The organism is Oscillatoria nigro-viridis PCC 7112 (assembly GCF_000317475.1).
GTDB lineage: Bacteria > Cyanobacteriota > Cyanobacteriia > Cyanobacteriales > Microcoleaceae > Microcoleus > Microcoleus nigroviridis.
This window is the reverse complement of sequence record NC_019764.1, coordinates 28595-53435: the sequence shown is the minus strand read 5'-3', so window position 1 is coordinate 53435 and position 24841 is coordinate 28595. Positions and strand designations below refer to the sequence as shown.

Sequence of the window (24841 nt, the reverse complement as noted above, 5' to 3'; positions counted from 1 at the left end):
GCTTTTATGCAGAGTATGAGCCAAAAACCCGGTTTCTGGAATTGCTGCAAGGTCTCAGTTACACCCAACCTTTAATTTCCTCATCGGTTAAAGTTCTCTCCAACTTAATATACTCAGCCTTAGTTGCTGTTAATAAATGTTTCATCATCACCGCTTCCCCAGCCTCAGCAGCCATAAAAGCTGCATTCAAGGCAATATTGCGAATATTTCCACCTGCTACATTTAACCGTCCTAATCTGGCAAAATCTAAACTCTCTGTCGGCGTATTTTTCGGGAAAACTCGTCGCCAAATTTCAGCCCGCTCCTTAGTATCTGGAAAAGCATACTTCACTACAAATCTAATGCGGCGCAGAAAAGCTGTATCTAAAGAATCTTTTAAATTTGTCGTTAAAATAGCTAAACCTTGGTAGGATTCCATCCGCTGCAACAGATAGCTAACTTCCATATTAGCATAGCGATCGTGACTGTCTTTAACATCCGAACGTTTGCCAAAAATCGCGTCAGCTTCGTCAAATAACAAAATTGTCGCTCCACCTTCAGCAGCATCGAAAACCCGGCGCAAATTCTTCTCAGTTTCGCCGATATATTTGCTAACTACAGAACTTAAGTCAATCCGGTAAAGATCCAGTTGCAATTCTGTTGCTAATACCTCTGCTGACATCGTTTTTCCAGTGCCAGACATTCCGGCAAATAAAGCGCTAATTCCCAAACCCCGCCCTCCTTTACTAGCAAATCCCCATTGTCCGTAAACTTTGGTGCGCTGTCTGACGTGAGCGGCAATTTCTTGCAAGGTATTGTGCGCTGTTGCTGGTAATACTAAATCGTCCCAACTTGCAGCGGGTAAAATGCGTTGCGCTAAGTCATCTAATTGTGGACGGGATTGAGCGCGACAGGTGTCCCACAATCGATTTTGGATGGCGGCAGACCGATCGATCTTAATTGTTTCCTGTGGGGCCAACTTATCTGTAAAATCCGTTCCGACTATTTCTGAAGTAAAACCGATCGCTTCATCACAAACAGCATAAATTGTTGGAGCATTGAGGTTGAATTGTTCTACTAATAATTCTACTTGTCCGTTGAGAATTGGAGCGATTTTTCCCAAAGCATTTTGCCAGATTTCTAGTTGTTCTTGTTTTGTGGGAGGATTGACATCAAAAGTAATGAAAGGATTTCTTGAGGCTCTGCGCCGATCGAGCGTTGCGATAATTAACGGACTGGAAATCTTGGCAATAAATTGAGCGATAGCATTTTCTTTAGCTGCGTCTTGGAGTTCCATTTCATCGCAGTCTAATAGCAAAGCATATTGATTCAGCTTCGCTTCTCTCTGCCACAGTAATATTAACTCGTTCAATTCGGCGGTAACGGTCGGAATTACAGCGGTAGATACGGCTGCTAATTTCAGATTGGCTAGTTCACAGGCAGCGAGCGCAATTTCGGTTTTAGATGCTACTTCACTGCCGCATAATTGTACGATCGGTAGCGGGCGAGCGGTAATTGGTAATGAGTCAAAAGCAAAATTGCTTGACTGGCGGACTCTGTTCTCCGTCCAAATTCCTGCTATTTGGGATGCTAGCGTGAAGTGCGATTGAGTTAACGACAGGCTGGGCGATCGCACCATTTTTCCACTACTAATAGACACTGGTTCGATAATACCTTTAAATGCTGCATCCAAACAATCTACTCCCATTAAATAGTGCAAAATTCGCTCGTTAATTTGCAACTGGCTGCTGCTGAGAGTTTCTCGATGGCGCACTACTTCAATTAACTGCCAGTAGCGTAACGGACTATCTGGAGAAATAGCATCCCAATGAGGCATACTCAAAGCTGACATTGCCAGATTAAATGTAGGGTAACTCAGTGCCGCAGATTCCTGAGCTTGGGCGCACAAATCGGCAAAACAAGGATCTAACTCTGTAGCAACGCATAGCAGCAACACATTACGCTCAAAATCTGATAGTTTAAATTCGCGACAGAGCTGTTGCAGGGCTGATGGTTTCGGAAGCAGGGTTTCGGCGACCTCAATTGCTGCTTGAATGGCGGCTTCTTCGCTCGATCGCGACTCATCTTGCCGTCGTGCAACAAAATTTTCTAATACTAAGCGTACTCCAGCAGCCGACGCTATCAGGTAGCGATAGTTACCAGATGACCAGTTATCGATCGTGTTGGCGTTCATGGCATGATGTGGGGGGTAGGTTGCGACTCAATTTTCTCTGAAGTTTTGTTAACCGATCGCAGCAAAAAGCTAAATCTCAAGTATTATACTAATCGAATCTAACTGCAATACCTTTGTCAGGAGCAGATATGAGCTTCGATCGAGTACAGAAATCCGCCTCATCGACTCCAGCTTCCAGAGAAAACAGCGCTGTCTCGATCGAACGGAAATTAAAGGAGCCTTCAGCTTCGCGCGTGCCTGAAATTTCCGCAAAGCTCAGTCCTATGACAACGGCACAGTGGCTGCAAAGCGATTTGGTCATGAGAACCATGCAAGGCTTTGAGCGCAAAGAGGCGGAAAACTCCGCCCCAGCTCGCTCGGACCAAAATGCTTCGTCCGTTCAACTCGAATCGCTAGAACAGCCAGAATCGGAAGCAGAGGAACAGGTACAAACAAAGGCGGCAGACTCTGCCCCAGCTCGCTCGGACCAAAATGCTTCGTCCGTTCAACTCGAAGCTCTAGAACAGCCAGAATCGGACTCAGAAGAACAGGTACAAACAAAACTGACAGTCGGTAAGAGAACGCCACAGAATGATTGATCCTATAATAGTCAAAATATAATTTCAGTGTGCAGCCTATCTTATGTCTCTAAAATCTATCATGAAACTGACCGAACACGCCAAATCTCTTTACATCGAAACAGCTAAAAAACTCAAGGGGACAGACAGACGACAATTCATGGCATCGGTAGTCAAAGATTTAGGAATAGGTGGACAAACGTTAGTAGAACGGGAGTTAGGATGGAATAGACGGACCATCCGTAAAGGGATGAAAGAATTGAAAAGTGGTGAGCCAATTGTCGATGGTTTCAAGCGCAGTGGACGAAAGCGGGTTGAAACAAAATTACCCAACTTATTGAAAGATATTACATCGTTAGTAGACCCACACAGTCAAACTGATCCTAGCTTTAAGAGTACACGATTATATAGCGTTTCTCATAAAGATGAGGTACAATAACAGCAGTGAGTAAACCAATTCCTCATATCGGATAATGTAACTTGATTGAAGGCAAACTCTATCGCTTTTGCTAATTCTCGGTAATTAGTCGTCTTGATAGAACGGAGAATGTTTTTGAGTTTTGACCATAAATGTTCAATTGGTGAGAAGTCGGGCGAATATGGTGATAAGTATATTATTTTTGCCCCTTGACTTTTGATGGCTTTTTCTATTTCTTCGCTTGTGTGAATAGTACAATTGTCCATCACTACACAAGCACCTTTCCAGAGTTTTGGTACGAGCTTTCGGATGATAAAAGCCTCAAATGTAATTGTATCAGTTGTACCTATTAAGTTGACTGATGTTAGGACTTCATTGACTGATATAGCTCCAATTATTGAGACATTTTTCCCCCGTTTATTTGGTTTTTGTCCCCGAGCCCTTGAACCTTTTAGAGAACGAGCATATAACCTAACCATTGCTAAGTTGACTCCTGATTCATCAATGAATATTAAGTCTTTAAAACAAACTTCTCGGACTTTTTGCCAGAACTCATATCGCAGACCCTGAACTCGGTCAGTGCCTTTCGCGCTCGGAAAGAGAGTTTTTTTTTAAAAGTCATGTTTAAGAGTTTTGCCATTCTTCCCATCGTTGCCACGCTGATGGTAAAACCAATTTTCTGGTACAGTAAATAACGGAGTTCTTCGAGAGTTGCATCATTATTTTCTTCAATCAATTCGGCTAAAATCAGTAGTTGTTCTGCATTGAGTTTCAATTTGACTCCGCATCGCTCAGTTCGAGGAGCAATGTTTTGGGTCTCACGATACTGCTTAACCAATTTTTGGACGAAACTTAGGGCCACACAAAAACGGTTAGCTATTGCTCTTTGTGACAGCGGTTCATTATGGTACACATCCATAATTTTTTGTCTAAAATCAATCGAATAAGTTTTCATTTTTACTAATGTGTGATACTTACTAAAATCCTTGATATTTGTCATTCGAGTGACTGCTGTGGGTCGAGCGATTGTTCGCTCGCGCTCCATTTAATTAGAGCTGCATAACATTTTGGGGTTCTATATTTTTCACTCCGTTCAAGTCAGTTATATCATACCTCATCTTTCTGATAAATGCTATATACGCGCATGACTGCCAATGAAGTCCGTCGTCAATTAATTAAACAATTTGGTTATAGTGATGAAGAACTACCGAGCGCCGAAACAATTAGAAGAAGATTGAATGATTTGGGTTATACCTTAAAACGAGTTTTGAAAACTAAACCAGTCAAAAAATCCCCGAGACCTCAGCCATTTTTGAACAACTTGAACAAGTCAATACAGCAGCCGATAATAACCCAAATACTCTCCGAATTTCCATTGATGCCAAAGCTTCCGTCAAGATTGGAGAATTTGATAGAGGTGGTAAAAATCGGACGCCAACTATTGCAGTTGACCACGATTTTTCGACTCAATCAAGTGTGATTCCCTATGGTATTTTTCTGCCTGAGTACAATGAGCTATTTTTATTCTTCGTTACTTCTAAGTTGACGGCTGATTGTATAGTTGACTTACTTGAAAGTTGGTGGCAAACTGTTAAACACCGTTTTAGTCACATTCAAAAATTGGTCATCAATCAGGATAATGGACCGGAAAATCATTCTCGTCGTACTCAGTTTATGAAACGAATTTTAGATTTTTCCCAACAATCTCAACTGACGTTACAATTAGCTTATTATCCGCCCTATCATAGTAAATATAACCCAATAGAACGTTGTTTTGGTTGGTTAGAAAAGCATTGGAATGGTAGTTTACTTGACACTGTTGAGACTGTTGTAAATTTCGCCAAAACTCTCACATTTAAGGATAAAAATCCAGTGGTGACATTGGTAGAAACAATTTACTCCACAGGAGTTAAACTTTCGGAGTTAGCTATGGCAGAAATTGAAACCCAGATTCATCGTCTCCCCAATCTTCACAAATGGTTTGTAGAAATTTTCGCTAAACCCACATAGCTATTGGATCATTCTTTTTGTGGAGGTCTCTAAGCCGGGAGATCCCTACGAACAAGAAGCCGACAGCATGGCAGCGAAAGTCATGGCAATGCCAGAGTCCGCCGTACAAGAATCGATTCAACGCCAAAATCCCCTCTCAAACGGAAGCGAGCCAAATTCTCCAACAAATTCGCACGCTCCTGCGGTGCAACGCTCGGCGACTGGAGAGGAAGCAGAAATCCAGATGAAGTCGGGGACGCGACAAGCAGCCGACGGCAGCATTCAAGCAAGCAAGAGCATCGAAAGCCGCCTCGCTGATTCGCAGGGTGGAGGCAGCCCTTTACCCCAAGAAGTGCGCGGTTTTATGGAGCCGCGGTTTGGGGCAGATTTCAGCAACGTTAAAGTACACTCCGACTCGAATGCCGTGCAAATGAACAAAGAGTTGGGAGCTCAGGCATTTGCTCGTGGCAGCGATATTTACTACGGGGCTGGAAAATCTCCGGGCAGCAATGAATTGACGGCCCACGAACTGACTCACACCATCCAGCAAACAGGGGGCAAACAGCTATCAGCTTCGCCAACAGTCAGTCTGAGATCGAACAAAGAAACGTTCCAGGGCAACTCGATCGCACCACCCTCTCTCGATACTCCCACCAAAACGCTCCCGGAACCAGAAAAATCACCGCCTGAGAGCGAGAAAACCACCCCTTCCCAACCGGAACAAAAAACCACCCCACCAGCAGCACCCCAACCGGAAAAAGCCGAAAACGCCAACGCACCAGAGAAGCAAAACGGTTTTGGGATGTTCGAGCAGTTAGGTCAGGTCAAAGCAATTGCAGGCAAGCTGCAGTCAGTATTATCCGGTGCGGGGGGCGTAATTTGGTCGATCGTCAAAGATCCAGTAGGCTTCCTGGGCAATTTAGTCGCGGGTTTGAGGCAAGGATTCGGCAACTTTTACGCCAACGTCAACACCCACTTGCAAACAGGCTTGATGGGCTGGCTGACAGGAACCCTCGGGCCGATGGGCATTCAGATACCGGAGGATGTGTTCAGCCTCAAGGGTGCGTTCAGCATGGTAACTCAAGTGCTGGGAGTAACCTGGGATTACATTCGCACAAAAGCAGTCAAGCAATTCGGGGAACGAACGGTTGCCCGGATGGAGAAGAGCTCAGAAATCTTCCAGATGCTGGCTAAAGGACCGATGGGACTGTGGGAACAAGCAGCAGCTCGGTTCGACGACCTCAAGGAAACGACGATCGACCAAATCAAAAATACCATCGCCACCCAAGTAATCCAAGCCGGTATCAAATGGATGATGAGTTTGCTAAATCCAGCTTCGGGTTTGGTGAAAGCAGCATTCGCTATTTACGACATCGTGACATTCTTTACCCAAAGAGCCAGCTCGGTGGTAGAGCTGGCACAAGCGGCAACCGGGGCAGTGGCGGCTGTGGCATCGGGTTCCGTCGGCGGTGCGGCATCAATGGTAGAGAATGCCCTGGCGCGCAGCATACCGGTAGCGATCGGTTTTATGGCTTCGCTGTTGGGAATTAACGGTTTGGCCACTAAGGTGCAGGAAATTGTCAAGAAGGTGCGCGTTAGGGTTGATGGGGCTATTGATGGGGTGCTGCTGAAGGCTAAGGATGTATTTCTGAAAGAGAAGGTCAAGGGCAATAAGGATAAGAGTATCCTTGACAGTAAGGACGATCGAGACTCTCAAGTTTCTGAAACTTCCGATTTAGAACACGACAGAAAGGTTACGGTAGGGTTGGAGCAGCTTCACCAAGAGCAAGCTCGCTATCTGAAAAATGATGCGATCGCCAAAGAAGATGCCCAGAAAGTTGCGGCGAAAGTCAAAGCAGAAAACCCTGTTTTCAAGTCAATTACAGTGGCTGATAACAAGGAAACTTGGGATTATGCTTACGTTGCCAGTCCCCTAGAAGAGGCGTCAGGAGCAAAGAAAGCAGAAAAAAACTCTATTAACCCTGAAAAAGAGACAGAGAAAGTCGAGAAACAGGAGTCACTTGATGGTAAATCGCCAGAAGAGTTAGTTAAAGCAGCAGGCAGTATCTGGAAAGAGGTAAAGAAACGATACCTCAAAGATACAACCACGATGAAGAGAATCACTGACTACCGCAAACAGGAAGTTGCTCGTATAACCGCTTTGGTTAAACAAAACTTGAACGCAGATTTCAACTCTTTAATCGCAGGAAGCGATGAGCTTACTTCAGATTACGATGTCACTTTCGATGCAGGAAAAAACAGCACAGTCGAAATCCAAGCAGTGAAAGAATTTAATAGGCTCTTCCGCCTTGAGTGGGGTAAGGAGTCTGGCACCGTTTTCGATACGAATGTCTATACAACTGGTCATATGCCGCCAGGGGTAGGAGAGCTTAAAATAAAAGAGTTAAATCAACTGAAAAAACAACTAGAGAATGCTCCTCCAGGCCAAAAAAGAGCGCTAATCCTGCAAATAGCTCAGAAGAAGTCGCAGATCAGACGTGAAGCACGAAAACTTCAAAAGGACAATCAATCTGAAACGCAAGAGCAACTGACAAAAGGGTCAGAAAAAGCCTATGTGGCTACACTGGACGTGATGTCTTTAATAAAGATACGACGGTTTATGACAGACCAAGAATGGCATGATTATACAAAATATATGCTGAATCTCTTTGATGACAAAAAGGACGTGGCGGTTAAGGTAGAAACCAAACGTCGTCTCCGAGAAGCTAATCAGATATACAAAGATGCTCAAAGGAAGTTGGACTCTAGAATTCTGGTTAATAACAATGAAGAGGTGGAAATTATTGGTGAGGGCTTCAATAAGCAAGTCAAGGGATTCGATCGGCGAAGCAAGGGCAAAATACCCGCTCAGCAACTCGAATATCTCGAAAAGCGCGTCCAGGAGATTAAGGATAAAAATCTGGACGCTGAGATGCAAGCTAACAATCGACTCTATGAGGATTATCTTGACGAAGTTGAGAAAATATTAACTGAAATTGAGAAAACCAAGAGGCAATGGAATAATACTGAGGATGAGAAAACTAAACTAAACCAACTGACCTTAAATTTGCAAAAAATGCGTAGCATCGCTCTTGTGTTTGCGAACGAAGCCTATCATACAGGAGGAGCTGTCGAGGCAGTCGTGCTTAACCAACAGCTAGACTTGAAGTTGCCTCTTCGGATTGAGCGGTACTTGGAGTCAATCAATGAGAACACTGGCTTTTTTGTAGAACAAATCGAACATAATGAAGACTTAGGCACCGCTTTCTGGAAAAGTGGCAAGTACCTGGAACGGATCTGTTACGGAGCGAGCAAAATCAAATTAAAGGATTTCAATCCGCCATCAAAAAACACAAGTATGCTGAAAATGAGCCTAACACTGATGGATATTAAGAAAGAAAAGAACGATTACAAAGGGAAGTACAAAGAAAATGAGCAAAAGTCGATAGCTCAACAAAAATCGGAAGATGCTGTGACTGTGGCAGCAAAAGAGGGATATACCTCCAAAGAAAGTCTGAGAAAAGAGGTGTTGGAATTGAACCTGACAATAAACGCTGAAGTCCGGAAGCGAATGAGGAATAAATATACAGGCTATTAGTTTAAGGAAGGACAAGCTCTCGGAGAACAATTTTCTCTGTTCTCCTCCTTGTCCCTGTATCGAACTGTCCCTTCTTAGACTAATAGTCAATACACAATAGCACCCAAGTTCACTAACTAAAAGGGACAAACACTTAAAAATACATATTCAAGGATAAATGCTAATGGAAACAGAGTATGGGTTTATTATTTTGCGCGATGTGCCCAAAAAGGAAGCACGAATAGATGTATTCTTTTCTGATATTGAAGGTGGATTTCGTGGATTTCAGTTGGTTCCGGCTGGCGTTCATTATGCCAGCGTGGAAGTTGATGGAGAACATAAAGGTTTTTGGTGTTACTTGCAACCAAATGAAGCTATAGTTAAAATTTTTAACTCTTCTTTACAGCAATTTGAGGATGATGAACCAGAAACCACTGCTCGGTATCAACAATTAGCATTAGGTGGAGCAATGAGCCAAGCTTTAATCGCCTACGATCGTAATTGTTGGACAATATGGGAGCAACTGACTAACCACATCAATGCGGCTGATTTCCCCCCAACTCTCCATCAAGAAGAATCTATCAATCCTCCAGATAACTTACGTTCGGAGGAGCTTGCCGATTGGATGGGAAAGCAGCAAAAAACCCGTTTTGAGCAAGCCTTATTTGATACCCACGACGGTGATATAAATGCTTTCCTAGCAGAGCTCCAGTTTGCTTTTATCCGTTGGTTCATCGACGAGCGAGACATCGAAGCATTAAATCGATGGCGTCACCTTTTGCAAGCTCTATACAATGCAGGCGATCGCGGTATCTCCAAAGCTCCGGCTCTCTTTGTCAAATCAATCGATTTGCTAATGTTGCAGTTCGACTGTTTGGATGACGCCATATTTACACCTGACAGTTTTATTATCAGTCAAGCCACATATCTTGCTGAAGACATGATTGATTCAGAAATTGAAGAAGTGGCGGAGAAAGGGTGCGAGTTTGCAAATTATCTAGAAGAACGATAATTTAGCTGCGCTGAGGAACTGTTATGTCTGCTTACATAATTCTGCGAATTGAATATCTGCAATCATTAATGATGCAGATCGGTTATAAACTGCAACACATTCAGCACTACGAACACCTGTTCCACAACGTTAGCAAAGAAAGACAAAAAGCGCGCAAATTAGACCGAGTTGGTCTTTTATTTGCCAAATACGGTCACCGTGCCATAGAGGCTTTGAACGAACTCGATAAGAGTTTTAAGGACGCGGGTGTAGCTTTTGACCTGAGTCACACATCTGCAAAAAGTATTGTAGCCGATTTGGAAATGGAATTCGTCAAAAAGGCAAGCGATGGAACTCCTCAAGAAAAAGTGTCCCAAGCTGTTCAAGCGGCAGGAGTTGTCAGTAAAGACTTAAGAAAAGGTCAAAATTTAGACTTAGAGGTAATGCAGTCAAGCTGGAAAGAGCTAGCTATAAAAGTGCTGGCTAGAATCCCTTCTTTGCTTAACCAGCCAAAATCAGAGTAAAGGGATAAAATTCAGACAGAAGTTAAAGTTGAAGGAGTTGACGATCGTTATGTATGATTACTCTTACATTATTATGCTAAATGTACCCCCATACCAGGCGCGGATAGATTTTTTATCTACCCCTATTGATGACAAATTCGCGGGATTTCGAGAAGTTCCCTACGGACTTCATTACATTAACGTAAAAACTCAAAACAATTACCCAGGTTTTTGGTGCTACGTCAAATCAGATCAAGTGGTAGTGAAGATGCTCAGGGCAAGGAGTCAAGAGTTTGAAGATCGCGATCCAGTGGGTACAGCTCAGTATCAGGAGCTACTATCCGTTGGATTACTAAAAAACCACATGATACCTTACGACCATAAAAAATGGGGCAGTTGGGGATTACTCACGTGCCACATCGATCGCAAATATTTTCCTGTCACTCTTCATACCTCACCACAACACCTTAGCCCCAGTCAACCATCTCAACTCGACTGGGAAAGAGAAGTGTTTGAAACTCATAAAGGTAGTTCCCTCTCCTTTATGAGTGAGTTTCAGTTCGCTTTTATTCGCTGGTATGTTTCAGACTTAGATTGTCCGGCTACAGATGTAGAAGCGTTCAACCGTTGGAGTTATCTAGTAGAAGCTACTTGCAATGCTGACATAGCTAGCCTAGCCAAAGCTCCTGAGTTGGTCAATGTCATAGCAGATGATTTGATATCACAATTTAACTCATTGGACGATTCCTTACTCCCCGCCAACGATCCGCTTGTTAATGCAGCTAGACTTTTGCAAGAAAAGATGCTCAATGGTGAAATTCCCTATTTAGTCTCCCAGGGAAGGAAATTAAAAAAATACCTGGACGAACGCTACGGGAACTTTGGATGAATCAGCAACAGCAACAGTCGCTGGCGAGTAGCTTAATAACTTCACTCACAAAATCGCTTATTTAATAGACATCTTCCAAAAATAAACGGTTGACCGATCGCTCTCAAATTATAATGGAGTTCGATTCCCAAAACAGGAGCTAGCTACGAAAACATATTGAAAAGAATCAATCCGAGACTCCAAGAATGTTAGATATAGACTCGGAATTTTGCAACCCGAACTATAAAATCAAAGGAGCGATACCTAGCGATGGCGATCGTTCAAGCGATGATAACACTTTATAACACCGTCACGTTTTGCAATCGATCGATCGGACGCGATATTATTGACTTAACTACTAATTCTCTGCCTTAAACTAAAAGAGTATCGCATTGAGCGAATGTTGGCAACATAATGGAAGGGGCGATTTTCAGAGCTTAGAAAGCCCGGTGCCCTTAAGAAAATGATATTGCCTGGTTTTGTAGCGATCTTAACAGCATTAGTTCCTTGACGATCGCTACATAAATAAAAATCTCCTATTCCATCAATATTAAAAATACATACTAAATTAATAGCACTACGCCAATCTCGATGGGGTGAAATACCCAGTTTCCCTGGCTGATAGCATTGGAGCACCGCCGAATTGAAATCAAGCACAGAACTGAAGGGATAAAAAGATAAGTCCGCTAACTTATTAGCTATCAGAGTTTGAAAAGCAGCTACTAGCTTCAGATAAAGTGAGTGAGGTGAGAAACTCTCGAAGGAACTAAAAGCTTTGACAACAGTGTTTTCTCCTTTGCCAAATACGCCATGTTCTGGGGTAAAGCTGAAAAGCTTCGTTTCTTGGAGTAAAGCTAGCCTTGGTTTTTCCTGGAGAAGGGGAATGGAAACTGCTCCAGTGGCTGATAGCTCTTCAATAATTTCAGTGATATTGAAAAGCTCTAGATCGAAGAAATACGATCGATTTTTCATAATTTGATAAGATGCTCAATGGTGGAATTCCAATTTTGTATCAAGAGGGGCAGAAATTAAAAACTTATCTAGACGAACGCTATGGCAGTTAGCCCTAGCAGTATTGAAACTTGTGTAGTTTGTCAACTGAGCCGAGCAAGTTAATGTTATACTGGATCGCCCTCAAGTAATACAGTTTCTCCAAATTCGTGCAACAGCGACCGGAGTAGTTAAATTGCGATCGCTATATTTATTGTAAGTTTATATTGTAGCAGCTTTTTGGAGAAGTAGTACAACGCAAGCTAACAAACTACTTTTCTAAATCAGAACCGCACTGATACGCTGGTGAAAGCAAAAACAACTCATGGTGCAGAGCTACCCTAAAGTTTTGGAGGGGTCATTAGAAAAACTTATAATCTGTAGAATCCATAACAGATCGCCGATCGAGATTGGTTGTTTGAGAAAGTTGGTGATATATTGATTGAGACTCCTTGTAGGAATGACTGCCCATGACAACTCAAACCGAAACTTACCAACTAGACACCGAATTTACCCTGCGAGATTCCTCCCAATCTCCTCTAACCATCCACGCCTTAACTCTCAGCATAACTACACAAGACCGCCGACCGATCGAGTCGCGCCTCACTTTTCAAGTAACTCCTGAAACCTACCAACGCATCGACACAGAATCGCTATTCAATCTCAAACCAGAATTGCGATGTTCCCTCACGGGTACAGAATTTACCAGCGACTCCCCCATTGAAATTATAGCGTGTTTAAAACCTGAATTAATAACGCCAATCGCCGACATACCAACTTACCTCAAAACCCTCAGTGAACAACAAGACAACTCACTGTTATTTACTAAAAATTGGTTGGCTTTGCAAGTAAAGCAACGCGAAACCAGCTATCGCACCTTCTGGGATTATCTCAATCTAGAAGCAATGACTGTCGGCAACATCAATAACGAAAAAGTTAACGATGCGATCGTGAGTTTTTTTAAAGATTGTGCTGAAGCGAATCTTCTGTCAATGAATGGCGAAACAATTTCTCAAGCACTGCTAGAAGTAACTAAAGAATTTGAAGAATGGGTAGATGCGAACTTCTCAAATATTAACGAGGAAAGTATTGCTGGGACAATAGAGTCGATCGGCAAAAGTTTTGAAGAATTAGCCGCATCTAGTTCTTCTGAAACCGAGCGCGATATTTTGTCCGCTCTGATCGAGTTTTTCGCCTCAGATGACTGGCCTTTTGTCAAAATTGACGGCGAGCCTGTTTTGCGCGCGTTATTCGCAGGTAAAAATGGAAAATGGACTTGCTACGCCAAAGCAAGAACCGAAAAAACGCAATTTGTCTTTTACTCTATTTGCCCGGTTAGCGTGCCGGAATCGAAACGCTTAGCTATTGCAGAATTCATCACGAGAGCTAATTATGGCACGATTATTGGCAATTTTGAACTAGACTTTGCAACCGGTGAAATTCGCTACAAAACCAGCATCGATATATCGGGTTCGACGCTGGCTTCTACCCAGATAAAACAGTTGGTTTATGCCAACGTGATGATGATGGATGAATACTTGCCAGGAATTTTATCTGTTATCGATGGCGATGTGGAAGTAAAAGATGCGATCGCATCCATAGAATCCCCACCAACAACGCAATCGGACGGTGCTCCCGCCCGTAATGAATCCCCACTAGAAAATCCCCCCTCACCCGATGCTCGCTCGCAACCAGTAGAGATTAAAAATACTCCCCCCAGCACCGTTATACTTCCCGACGAGCCAAAACCAAACCTCAACAACAATTCTTTTCCTCCTTTACCACAGGCAGCTACTCCTGTCAATAATATCGAGCAATTACCGACTAATTCGCCGTCAGAAAAACCCAAACCTATAGGCGAAATATTATCCCTGTTAACCTTAGAAGAAATAGCCGATTTCGATCGAGTTAGGGTGATGTTACATACCAAACAACCCTTCGCAGCCAAAACTCTTATGACAAAACTGGAAAAACAACTCACAGCCAGACTCAACGCAGATGGTTCAACGATTTTTGCGGATAGCAAGAACTTCTTCGATCAGAACAAGACACCTTTAAAAACAGCGAACCTAATTCGTCGTTATTGGAATTTGTTTGAACGAAGCACGCAACTAATAGAAGGGGGGGAAAATAACGCACCATCAATTAGACAAGCAATTACTCCGACATTATTGGTTGTCGAAAAACTAGCCCATCGCATTGAAGCCCGAATAGCACAAATTGTCGCAAGTTATGTAGACGCAAAATTAGAGATAGAATGTTTAATTGAAATTGAACAATTAACAGAACAATTGACCTATTGCCTCGAACAACTAAAAAATAGTACCTGAGAGTTATCGCATTCACATACCTCCCTTTACTTACCAGCGTTGTATCAATTTGCAACATCCACCCCAGCCAACAAGCGATCGCTCCTACCCAATCTTGCAGTAAAATATACGAAGGCAAAAAACTCACAACCATGCCAGAAGATTATTACTACCCTCAACCAGAAGACTACATCGGAGCCGGACTTGCATTTCCCTTACAAGTCAACGTACAAGGTGGCGTCCAACTCAGCTCAAGTAGCCACAACATCGAAGAATCTATAGTCATAATCCTGCGAACGGATTTAGGAGAACGGGTGTACCGACCAAATTTCGGCTCGCGACTGTCAGAATTAGTCTTTGAACCGATGAACGTTCAAACTCTACTTCTGATCCGTTTATACGTAGAACAAGCATTAGAAATGTGGGAACCTCGCATTATTTTAAAAGAAGTGCGTGCCGATCCAGACCCGATTAGAGGTAGAGTAGATATCGAAATAATTTACCAACCCAAAAACAGTCCCGATCCTCGCAGCTTAGTTTATCCATTTTACTTATCCCCAACAGGTCAAGAACCGTGAAATTTGACTTTTTACCCGAACTCCCCAAATCCGATCTCGATGACCGAACTTTTAACGATCTCGTAGAAGAATGTATCCTGCGTATTCCCCGTTACTGTCCCGAATGGACTAATCATAACCCAGGCGATCCGGGAATTACTTTGATTGAATTGTTTGCTTGGTTAACCGACCAAATGTTAATGCGGTTTAACCAAGTTCCCCGACGAAATTATGTTGCATTTCTAGAATTATTGGGAATTCGCTTGCAACCACCTGCACCCGCTTGGTGCGAGTTAACATTTTATTTAACTAAGGCACAACCCGAAGCAATTAAAATTCCCTATGCCACCGAAGTGGCAACGGTGCGAACCGAAACTCAGCAATCAATTATTTTCAGCACGGATGAGGAATTCACGATCGCCAACCCTCAAATCCGGCATTTTCTTACGGGACTAACAGAAGAAGATAGACCGGAAAATTTGCGCGAGCGCACTCCCGTTAACAGCCAATGGTGGAACTTAGAAGAAACCTTGCTCTTCGAGCGAGCGCGACCTAAAAACTGCTTTTATTTAGTTTTACAAGAAGACCGAGAAAATCCGATTACCGGCAACGTAATTGCTTTCACTTTTAGAGGAGAAGCAGCTAGAAGCACCGGGATTAATCCAGATGACCCCCCCTTAAGATGGGAAGCTTGGAACGGTACAAATTGGCAGTCAACGATTTTGCGAAAACAAGAACACGATCGAACAAAAGGCTTTAGTTTTAGCGAATTAGGACAGCAAAGCACTAATCCTATAATCGATGGAGCGGATGTAATACTGCATTTACCCCAACAATTTCCGATCGCGGATTTCGGCACAGAATATCGCGGTCATTGGATACGCTGCGTTTACACCACTCCCAAAGAATTGCAATCAAGTTATAGCAGTTCCCCTAGCATTGTCGGCATAGCAGTTCGATCGATCGGGGGTGCAGTAAATGCTAGCGAATGCGTTCGGGTTGAAAACGAACTTTTAGGAGTCAGCGATGGCAAACCGGGACAGTTATTTCAATTACAAGCCAAACCAATTTTAAACCGAAAAGCAGGCGAACATATTGAAGTGAGGCCGATTAATAGCCCGGCCGAAATCTGGCAAGAAGTTAAGGATTTTTCTAACTCCGGTCCTGATGACCTTCACTATACTATTGATTCCCAAACAAGTACGATTCAATTCGGTCCGTTGATTCGAGAACCGATGCAAATTAAGCAAAGAACCAGAGATCGATCGCAAAATCAACCAGGCGGCACTATTGTACGGCGAACTTCCACAGAAAACCGCAATTTATCAAACATACAACCAGACTATGCCAGTGGCGCTCCTAATGAAGCATTAGAGCGACAGTACGGCAAAGTTCCTCCCCCAGGTGCGGAAATTTATATGGTAGTCTACCGCACGGGAGGAGGAAGTCGCGGCAACGTGCAAGCGGAAAAATTAATCGTAATTAAACAAGCAATTCCTTACGTTAAAAGCGTCATAAATTATCAACCAGCAGTGGGAGGAATCGATCCAGAATCGCTGGATGAAGCCGTAATTAGAGTCCCGCAAATATTGCGGACTAGAGAATCTGCCGTAACGCCAGAAGACTTTGAAAATGTCGCGAAAACAGCAAGCAGAGCTGTCGCTCGCGCTCATTGTCTTACCAATGCAACTAATGCGACACCCGGTCGAGTTACGCTATTAATTGTGCCGAAAGTTGATACGGAAACGATTGATTTTCGGTTGGGGATGCACCCCGATCGATATTTTGCCCTCAACTCTCAATTAGAAACAGAAATTCTCGAATACATGAAAGACCGCAAGCCTTTGGGAGTTCAGGTGAAATTACAAGAACCAGAATATGTCGGAGTGAGTGTTACAACTGAAGTTATCATCGAGCCGAAATATAACAATCCTCGCGCTATCGAGCAGATCCGCACTCAATTGCTGATAGCTTTATACCGCTTTCTCAATCCTCTAACTGGTGGAACTGAGGGAAAAGGTTGGGATTTAGGTCGTCCCGTATCTCGCTCGGATATCTTTGCTTTAGGTCAAAAAATTCCCGGAGTTCGCTATTTAGGAATGGCAGAATTGTTTGAGTTGCGAAAATATGCCTCGGGATGGTTTCGCGAAGAATTGCCCCTAGATACGATCGCTCCTGGTTCTTTAGGTTTAATCTGTTCTTGGGCAGATGAAGAAAATAGTCGATTAAGATCGGGCCATAGTATCGAGTTTTTTGATTAAAAGGTAATGGACTAAGCGTTGCGGAGGGAATTGGAAATAAAAAGGACTGATGGTCAATTCCCAATTCCTAACAGCACGACACGGATAACACGGATACACGGATAGGTTTTTCGGGAGTTCTTAGGGAGTGCGTGAGTTTTAAGTTTCGAGTACGTGAATTAAGAACTGTCTTTAACTCAAAACTCACGCATTCACGCACTCCTTACCCATTACCCATTACTCATTACAATCTAAAATCGAATGTCTCAATCTAATTACCGTCCAACTTTAGCGATTAAATTAGCCTCAATGCAACCTCCAGAAGCAGCAGATTCGTCAGCTTTAGCAGGTTTTGCCGGGAATAATACAGAAATGGCGATCGCCAACAATCTCCTCCTCCAACCTGGGGAACCGGGGGAAATGTTAGTGCAGTTAGAAAACTTGGGAGGCCGCCCGCTGCGATGGCGATTGGAAATAGAAGGAGATTTTCCTCTTGGTTGGTGTACTTGGCAACAGGAAGAAGCCGAAGAAATTGCTCCCAATCAAAAAGTGGATAAATCGCTATGTTTCGAGATTCCTGAAGATTATTTTGAAAATCAGTATGCTTTAAATCGCGGGCGCGATCGCTTAAAAATTAATTATGAAACTCAAGTTTATGTCTATGCTGAAGCTCAAACCTCGCGGCAACTCGTTGCTTATCGAGTGTTTAACCTTTGCGTGCGCCCTTCAACTTCCTACCTAAATTTTCTCCCCGGAATTTACCGCGAAATAGACTTTATCGGCAGATTTTTAACAATTTTTGAACAAGCATTTGACCCTGCTGTCCAAACAATCGACGTATTATGGGCTTATTTAGACCCTTTGACAGCACCGTCCGCGTTACTTCCTTTTCTCGCGCATTGGGTTGCTTGGCCGATCGATCGCCGTTGGGATATTAAACAGCAGCGCCGTCTAATTCGCAATGCAGTAGAGCTTTATCGCTGGCATGGAACCCGGCGGGGTTTGCGTTTTTATTTGCATCTTTACACGGACTTACCATTAGATGAAAACTTACCTGAAGCCGAAAAACATATCAGCATTGAAGAAGTTTTTACGCGCGGTTTTGTGATGGGAGAAACGATTATCGGCAGGGATTCAATGTTGGGTGGCGGGCGTCCGTTTCATTTTTTTGTGCGTTTGCGTCCCGAACCGGATAAGCCAATTGATGAACGATTAGTTAGAGATATTATTGAGCGAGAAAAACCTGCTTTTTGTACTTACGATCTTTTGATTTCTCAGACATAACTGGTTGCCAATATAATTTCAAACCCATCCACCAATTTCCGAACCCGTCAGCGTCCTTTCCAACTTCATATACTCGCTTTGAGTTGCCTGTAAAATATGTTTCATCATTACTGGTTCCTTAGCCTCTGCTGCAAGAAAAGCCGCATTTAAAGCAATGCTGCAAATATTTCCCCCCGCTACGTTCAAGCGCGCCAGATTGCGAAAATCCAATCCTTCTGTAGGTGTATTCTTGGGAAATACCCGCTGCCAAATTAGAATACGCTCAGCAGTGTCCGGGAATGGGAACTTAACAACGAAACGGATGCGGCGATTGAAAGCATTATCTAACGAATCTTTCAGGTTAGTTGTTAAAATTGCCAAACCTTGATAAGATTCCATGCGTTGCAACAAATAGCTGACTTCTTGGTTGGCATATCTATCCCGACTGTCTTTAACTTCAGAACGCCTGCCAAATAAAGCATCTGCTTCATCAAACAATAACACCGCACCGCAATTCTCTGCCGCATCAAATATCCGCCGCAAATTCTTTTCTGTCTCGCCTATATATTTGCTCACCACCGCACTTAAATCTATCCGGTACAAATCTAAATTGAGTTCGTTGGCTACCACCTCCGCTGCCATTGTTTTTCCTGTCCCGGACATCCCAGAAAATAAGGCACTAATACCCAATCCCCGCGCGCTTTTACCGCCAAATCCCCAACGATAATAAACTTGCGATCGCTGCCTGATTTGGGCTACCATTTCTTGCAGCAGTTGTTTTTGTTCGGCTCGCAGTATTAAATCGTCCCAAGTTGCTGTTGACTCGACGCGCACTGCTAAATCTTCGAGTTGGGGACGCGCTATCTCCCGACAGGTATTCCATAAAATTGCCTCAAATTTTTCGGGGTTTGAACTGTTGACTATTGACGCATTTAATGCTTCCGTACAAACTGCTTGAATCGCGCTCGAACTGAGATTGAAATAAGTAATTAACGTTTCTACTTTTCCGTTAAGTTTCGCTGCTGCACTTCCCAAATTATGCTGCCAGATAGCTAGTTGTTCGCTGGCGGTTAATTTAGGTACGTTGAAAGTCAGCGCTGAATTTTTGAGACCGGAGATGCGTTCGACAGATGTTACAATTAATCGACTTTTGATGGTTTGAAATAGATATTGCATCGCATCAAGGACGGCCCCCGTTACTGTATTGTCTTGATGGCAGTCTAGCAATAGAACAGCATTAAAAAGTATGGCAAAGCGTTCCCAGCGCTGGATTAAATAATTAAGTTCGCTGGTAACAGCCGGCAGCCAGGAAGCTTTAATTGTAAAAAGATGGCAGCCGGAAACAGAGCAAGCACTTACAATAATATCCTGAATGACTGCTGCTTCTAAGCCGCACAACTGGACAATAGTATTTTTAGATATTGTATGATTTGCTAAAAATTTTGCCAGCTCCACAGCGATTGTTTCTGGCACTGGCTGTAACTTAATTCCAGGTGTTTGAGATAAAGTTATCTGTTTGATTGTGCTTGACAAGAATAAATCCAAACAAGGTTCGCCCAAGAGGTAGCAGAGGAGCGTTTGGTCAATTCGTAAAGGACTCAGAGTTAAAGGAAAGCTGGCACCAATTTCAATTAAGTGATTTTGTTGGAGGGGAGAATAAGAAGAAATAACGCTCCACTCAACAGAGGGGAAGATTTTTGCAGCTAGGGCGAATGTAGGATAGTTTAATTGCGGGTCGCCGTGGATGGCAGCACACAGCAATCTCAAATCGGGCATTAATTCCATGCCGGCGCACATTAACAGGATATTGCGTTCGATCGCCTTCAGGTGAAAAGTAGCGCACAGTTCATCTAACCGAAATAAGGGATCGGTAGGGGAGTCGGCGGCAACTGCGTGCGGTAAAGGTAACTGCGGGGTCGATTGTTTTGCGTCGGCAGAAAGATGATGTTCGAGAATTTGACGCACTTGCTCGATTTGGGCTAACAGATAGCGATAGTTAGCTTTGTGCCATTCTTCACTGCTTGGTGTCATAGTTGTTTGAAGCTTTTTCCTGTTGGTAGAAATTGTGGGGGGTCTTGCCAGCGATCGCCCATAGGGATATACTGAGAGCGCTTAAGTGCTAAAACCGTGCGGTGCGATCGAGGCTTGTATGTTTTACCAGCGAGTGCAAAAAGCGAACTCCGAGACTCCTTTACGGCAGCAACACAACAGGTTGTTTCCTCGACCCTCGGATAATTTTAAACCATTACCCGCCCCCACCACGCCTGACGGACGAATCGATCTATCTCGGTTGCCCACATCAGATTGGATGAAAAATGACCAAGTGCTGTTGAGGTGGGCGCGGGAGGAAGCAGCAGCCAATTCATCCAAGACACCAGAAATCCCTCTCTCTATCCAAGCCAAACTCACCGTCAGCACGCCGGGAGACAAATACGAACTAGAAGCAGATGCCACGGCAGCTAAAGTTATGGCAATGCCCGATAGCGCGCTCTTATCCCAACAGTCAGCATCCAAACAATCCAATCCTACAACGGATGCCGTACAGCGCGCCGGTGCTGAAGACAAAACAGTCAGCCCCGAATTAGAAAATCGCATCCACAATGCAACGGGAGGCAGTCCTTTACCCGAATCAGTGCGATCTTTCATGGAACCCCGTTTTGGAGTTGATTTTAGCGCAATTCGGGTGCATACTGACAGTGCAGCAGCACAGATGTGTAAAGAAGTGGGTGCTAAAGCCTTTGCAGTCGGCAACCGCATTTACTACGGTGCCGGATACGCACCGGGAAACAACGAATTAACCGCCCACGAATTAACCCATACCATCCAACAAGGTGCCACCAAACGACTCAACAAGCAAACACGGCAACTGCCCGCACCCTCTCCATCGTTAGTTGCTAAAAAAATTACTATTACTACCCCGCATCACAACAAACAACTGCGTCAATTTCCTCCAGTAGAATCTGCCAGTGACAGCCTTAAAACCTCCTCATCTAATCTTACTAAGCCTCATCAAATCGAGCGACAAGTAGCCCTCGATGAAATACCAGCTTCAACTCTAACTGCTCAACAAATTACCAGCGCTCGCACTGGCGCAAAATTTAACAGAATCAGCCCGCATATTTCCGAAAAACTGACTCCAACATCGAGCGTAACTGCCAAACAATTTACCCCAGACAACACCCCCGAAAACTTTAACAAAATCTCCCCACATATCTGGGAGAAACTGACCCCAACAACCAGCCTGTCGGCTAAATCGTTGTCGCCAACAGCAGAAAATAAACCGTTATCGGTAAGCAAAACCGCTCCTCAAATTCAAGGTAATTGGTTGAAAGATCGGGCTATTCAAGCTTTTGAAGAATTAATGAAGAGAGTGGGCGGCCCTGCGGCGACTCAGGTAGTAGCTGTTTTGCGACGCGCCGGAAATGCCTTCGGTGCAATAGTAGGCAATCCAAAAGGGTTTCTTACCAACTTAGTTAACGCGCTGCAAACAGGATTCAAACAATTTTCTGGCAACATTGTCAACCACCTAAAAACTGGCTTAGTTGCTTGGTTAACCGGAACTTTGTCGGCGACTGGATTGAGCGTACCCAACCAGCTAGATGCTAAGGGAATTGTATCGATCGTCCTTTCTGTATTGGGAATTAACTACGGGCGAGTGCGAAACATCTTAGTACAGCGCATCGGCGGTGCCAAAGTCAAGCAATTAGAAAGCGGATTCGATTTAATGCAGCGGCTGGCTAGCGGTGGATTGGCGGCAGCAGTACAGCAGGTGATGGAGTTGGGGCAAACGCTGCAACAGTTGCAAACGACGGTAATAGAAAGCGTTCGCAATTGGGTAATTGAGACGGTTGTTAGGGCTGCAATTAGCAAGTTAGTGGCAACTTTTTCGGGGTTTGGGGCGATCGCTGTGGCGGTTGAAGGGATATATAATGCGATCGCCTTTTTGATCGAGCAAGCAAATAAGATACAGGCTTTGGTGGATGCTGTGGCGGCTTCAATCGGTAATATTGCGGCGGGGCAAGTATTGCAAGCGGCGAATTATATTGAAAGTACGTTGGCGCGAAGTTTGTCGGTGGCGATTAGTTTTTTGGCGCGGATTGTGGGGTTGGGGAATGTTGGTCAAAAAGTGCGGGAAATTATTGGGAGAGTGCGAGCTAGAGTAGATGTGGCGGTGAATAATTTGGTCGATTACGTAATCGGGCAGGGTAATAGCTGGTTGGCTAAATCTGGTGGTGGAAGTAGGCGCGATCGAGCTTCATCAAATAACCAGCAAACTAAATCGAATCCTGTACTAAACAATCGGAGAACACCGACTAATCGTCCCAATCCACAGCAAACTAAACCTAAGCCCGTACCGACTAATCAATCCGGCAATCAACAAGACAAACAGCGTCAAAGAACTCAAGTTCCCAACTTTACAACTCAAGAAGAGTTTTATATGTCTGGCAAAAAACACCATTTAATTGCAAAATATCGTCAAGGAAATTTAAACCTTTTTATTGCTAGCGATCCAAAGCAACTTATCCCCGCTTTAAACCGAGCGATCGCAGAGGTGAGTAAATCTAATCGACCAGACAAAAGTTATTACATAGGGATTTTGAACCAAGTTTTAGATTATGCTAAGGACGCTTTACACATTGTTAAAACTAAAGGCGAATACTTAAAAGGAGTTGCTACAGATCCTGAAAGTGAACGACAAGCATTAGAACTGGCAATTGATAGAGAATTAGCACTAGCAGCTAATCAACTAAAATTATTAGCTGAAAAGGCTGGTATTAAAAGTCTAGATGATTTCTACGCCCTACCTCCTTCTCAACGATTTATTCCAGGAGCTAACCAGACAGAGATTGGCAAGTTTATTCGTAAAAAGCTTTACGATGAAAAGCATAACTGGCAAGGCACTCGAAATAAAATCATTGCTCAGAAAAAGCCTGAAGTTATCGCTAGAGTTCGCTCAGCACAGCAAAAGCAAGATACAAATATGTGGAAACAACTTGAACGTGATGGTTTGGTCGATCCGGGTGCTGATATTAAAACCTATAATCCCGATAAGGTGCAATATCATGTCGATCATATAGAGCCTGTAAGTGCGCGATGGAACGCAGAAGGATATGATAGCAGCGATAGTATACGCGCTCGTCAACTTTTAGAAACAAATAACTTGAGAGTAGTTACGGGTGCGTATAATACTGCCAAAGGCTCAGAGGTGCCAGGGTCGGGTAGGGTAACTTACAAGCCCTACGTAGGACCAAATTTCACGAGCAGCATTGCTGACGGTGGAATTCAAGGAGCTTTGCGTATTGATGGAAAACCATTTGTTGATGCCTCTGGAAAAGAGTTAATTTAAGGGAAAACAACAGTGACAATTCAGGAAATTCGTCCGAAAAATAGTATGGCTATTTTCTCACTAGACGTTGACCGCACAGGAGAATATTTAGTAGTGGGACAATCCTTTAGCTATGTAGGGTCGCCTCCCAGTCATGTTGGTTTACCTAACCTGACCTTATGGAGTTTGTCTAATTTACAGTTGCTGCGTGAAATTGAGAGCCTTCAAAGTGAAAGCATCCAATCGGTTTGCTTTTTATCTGATGGCAAAACGATTGCCTACACTAAAAGTGGCTCTAACGTAGAACTTTACCACGTAGATACTTCAATCTTTTCACAATTAAAAATAGCTGGATTTGCAAAATTATCTTCCTCAAAAGGAAGTCATTATCTTGGTGCTGCGGGGATCGCCAGCGAAGTTTGGAACACAGAAACTCAAGAGAGAATCTGGTTTTTGCAAGATTACGTTGCGATGGATATTTTCGATCGAAAACCCGCTCCTGTAACTCTTTCGGCTGATGGTAAATTAGTAGCTGTCGCAGGTGCAGGCGTTAATCAAGTATTGATTTATTCGCTGGAACACAACCAAATAGTCCAAAGACTCGAAGATAGTCCTTCTCAAGCTCATTGGATTAGTATGAGTCCTAACTCTAATTATCTTGCTGTTATCGGTCACCTCGCCAAGGGAGGTTATATTTGGGATCTTAGAAGTGGCGAGCAACATTTGCCTTTAAATTACCTATCAGAATCAGATGGGTCTTGGTGTCTTTGTTTTCATCCAAACAGCCAATACCTCGCTATTGGTTCTCTAGTAGGATACGTCTCAATTTATCGGCTCAGCGATGGGGAAACAATTTTTTCACAAAGAAAACACGAAGGAAGGGTTTGGGATTTAGTCTTTACTCCAGATGGGAAAAAACTGATTTCTGGTGGAGATGACGGAATTGTATCGATTTTGAATGTGAGCGATATTTTACAGACTGGTAATTAAATATACCTGCGGGCTACCAGTTAGTGGGTGCAAGCAGAAATTAAAGAGGCGTTGATAATTGAAAACAAGCTATTTATGAAGGGTTAACTA

At 43.6% G+C, this 24841-nt stretch carries 15 protein-coding genes and 2 pseudogenes; 13 read left to right on the top strand and 4 right to left on the bottom strand.

The genetic code is table 11. The annotated features are described in order from the left end of the window. Positions 1-58: 58 nt before the first annotated feature. A complete protein-coding gene (locus OSC7112_RS34080) occupies positions 59-2173 on the bottom strand; it encodes an ATP-binding protein (protein WP_015211854.1) in 2115 nt (704 codons plus the stop codon). A gap of 113 nt (positions 2174-2286) precedes the next feature. Between OSC7112_RS34080 and OSC7112_RS34075 the strand changes: the two genes are divergently transcribed. Both OSC7112_RS34075 and OSC7112_RS34070 read left to right on the top strand, forming a co-directional pair. Next, positions 2287-2751, top strand: a complete 465-nt coding sequence (locus OSC7112_RS34075) for a hypothetical protein (protein WP_150111780.1) — start codon at positions 2287-2289, stop codon at positions 2749-2751. Positions 2752-2812: 61 nt separating this feature from the next. After that, positions 2813-3139, top strand: a pseudogene (locus tag OSC7112_RS34070) (ISAzo13 family transposase); the annotation flags it as partial. An 8-nt stretch (positions 3140-3147) separates the two neighbouring features. On the opposite strand, the gene OSC7112_RS37630 reads toward OSC7112_RS34070, so the two are convergent. Then, positions 3148-4103 (bottom strand): IS630 family transposase gene (locus OSC7112_RS37630; RefSeq protein ID WP_150111637.1). Its coding sequence is split into 2 segments (ribosomal slippage): positions 3148-3761 and positions 3761-4103, totalling 957 coding nucleotides; the frame shifts between segments, so codons are not numbered across the junction. Between the two features lie 174 nt (positions 4104-4277). Here OSC7112_RS37630 and OSC7112_RS34055 point away from each other — a divergent pair. The 5 genes and pseudogenes from OSC7112_RS34055 (at position 4278) to OSC7112_RS34035 (ending at position 11097) form a co-directional block, all read left to right on the top strand. Continuing rightward, positions 4278-5158 (top strand): annotated as a pseudogene (locus OSC7112_RS34055) (ISAzo13 family transposase). A 19-nt stretch (positions 5159-5177) separates the two neighbouring features. Continuing rightward, complete coding sequence (locus OSC7112_RS34050) at positions 5178-8735, top strand: eCIS core domain-containing protein (RefSeq protein ID WP_015211849.1); 3558 nt, start codon at positions 5178-5180, stop codon at positions 8733-8735. Between the two features lie 163 nt (positions 8736-8898). Next, complete coding sequence (locus tag OSC7112_RS34045) at positions 8899-9726, top strand: AAR2 pre-mRNA splicing protein (protein WP_015211848.1); 828 nt, start codon at positions 8899-8901, stop codon at positions 9724-9726. A gap of 23 nt (positions 9727-9749) precedes the next feature. Beyond that, entirely contained in the window at positions 9750-10229 is a 480-nt protein-coding gene (locus OSC7112_RS34040) for a hypothetical protein (protein WP_015211847.1), read from the top strand. Between the two features lie 73 nt (positions 10230-10302). Further along, on the top strand, positions 10303-11097 hold the full coding sequence (locus tag OSC7112_RS34035; RefSeq protein WP_190274485.1) for a hypothetical protein: 795 nt from the start codon (positions 10303-10305) through the stop codon (positions 11095-11097). 330 nt (positions 11098-11427) lie between these two features. Here the strand turns inward: OSC7112_RS34035 and OSC7112_RS34030 are convergent, their stop codons facing one another. Continuing rightward, a complete protein-coding gene (locus tag OSC7112_RS34030; RefSeq protein WP_015211844.1) occupies positions 11428-12048 on the bottom strand; it encodes a hypothetical protein in 621 nt (206 codons plus the stop codon). Between the two features lie 488 nt (positions 12049-12536). On the opposite strand from OSC7112_RS34030, the gene OSC7112_RS36745 reads away from it, so the two are divergent. From OSC7112_RS36745 to OSC7112_RS34010, 4 genes are all read left to right on the top strand, one after another. Further along, on the top strand, positions 12537-14396 hold the full coding sequence (locus tag OSC7112_RS36745) for a type III secretion system chaperone family protein (RefSeq protein WP_015211843.1): 1860 nt from the start codon (positions 12537-12539) through the stop codon (positions 14394-14396). Between the two features lie 131 nt (positions 14397-14527). Further along, on the top strand, positions 14528-14953 hold the full coding sequence (locus OSC7112_RS34020; protein WP_015211842.1) for a GPW/gp25 family protein: 426 nt from the start codon (positions 14528-14530) through the stop codon (positions 14951-14953). Further along, a complete protein-coding gene (locus OSC7112_RS34015) occupies positions 14950-17193 on the top strand; it encodes a putative baseplate assembly protein (protein ID WP_015211841.1) in 2244 nt (747 codons plus the stop codon). Before OSC7112_RS34020 ends, OSC7112_RS34015 begins: the two co-directional genes overlap by 4 nt. A gap of 240 nt (positions 17194-17433) precedes the next feature. Continuing rightward, a complete protein-coding gene (locus OSC7112_RS34010; protein WP_015211840.1) occupies positions 17434-18456 on the top strand; it encodes a phage tail protein in 1023 nt (340 codons plus the stop codon). An 18-nt stretch (positions 18457-18474) separates the two neighbouring features. Here OSC7112_RS34010 and OSC7112_RS34005 read toward each other — a convergent pair whose 3' ends face one another. Continuing rightward, a complete protein-coding gene (locus OSC7112_RS34005) occupies positions 18475-20466 on the bottom strand; it encodes an ATP-binding protein (RefSeq protein WP_015211839.1) in 1992 nt (663 codons plus the stop codon). Between the two features lie 85 nt (positions 20467-20551). On the opposite strand from OSC7112_RS34005, the gene OSC7112_RS34000 reads away from it, so the two are divergent. Together OSC7112_RS34000 and OSC7112_RS33995 are read left to right on the top strand one after the other, a co-directional pair. Then, complete coding sequence (locus OSC7112_RS34000) at positions 20552-23782, top strand: eCIS core domain-containing protein (protein ID WP_150111778.1); 3231 nt, start codon at positions 20552-20554, stop codon at positions 23780-23782. Between the two features lie 12 nt (positions 23783-23794). After that, on the top strand, positions 23795-24751 hold the full coding sequence (locus tag OSC7112_RS33995; protein ID WP_150111777.1) for a WD40 repeat domain-containing protein: 957 nt from the start codon (positions 23795-23797) through the stop codon (positions 24749-24751). Positions 24752-24841 lie beyond the last annotated feature (90 nt).

Coding starts and splice junctions, on each gene's coding strand:
- OSC7112_RS34080 (WP_015211854.1), bottom strand. CDS start 2,173: ATGAACGCCAACACGATCGATAACTGGTCATCTGGTAACTATCGCTAC.
- OSC7112_RS34045 (WP_015211848.1), top strand. CDS start 8,899: ATGGAAACAGAGTATGGGTTTATTATTTTGCGCGATGTGCCCAAAAAG.
- OSC7112_RS34040 (WP_015211847.1), top strand. CDS start 9,750: ATGTCTGCTTACATAATTCTGCGAATTGAATATCTGCAATCATTAATG.
- OSC7112_RS34035 (WP_190274485.1), top strand. CDS start 10,303: ATGCTAAATGTACCCCCATACCAGGCGCGGATAGATTTTTTATCTACC.
- OSC7112_RS34030 (WP_015211844.1), bottom strand. CDS start 12,048: ATGAAAAATCGATCGTATTTCTTCGATCTAGAGCTTTTCAATATCACT.
- OSC7112_RS36745 (WP_015211843.1), top strand. CDS start 12,537: ATGACAACTCAAACCGAAACTTACCAACTAGACACCGAATTTACCCTG.
- OSC7112_RS34020 (WP_015211842.1), top strand. CDS start 14,528: ATGCCAGAAGATTATTACTACCCTCAACCAGAAGACTACATCGGAGCC.
- OSC7112_RS34010 (WP_015211840.1), top strand. CDS start 17,434: ATGTCTCAATCTAATTACCGTCCAACTTTAGCGATTAAATTAGCCTCA.
- OSC7112_RS34005 (WP_015211839.1), bottom strand. CDS start 20,466: ATGACACCAAGCAGTGAAGAATGGCACAAAGCTAACTATCGCTATCTG.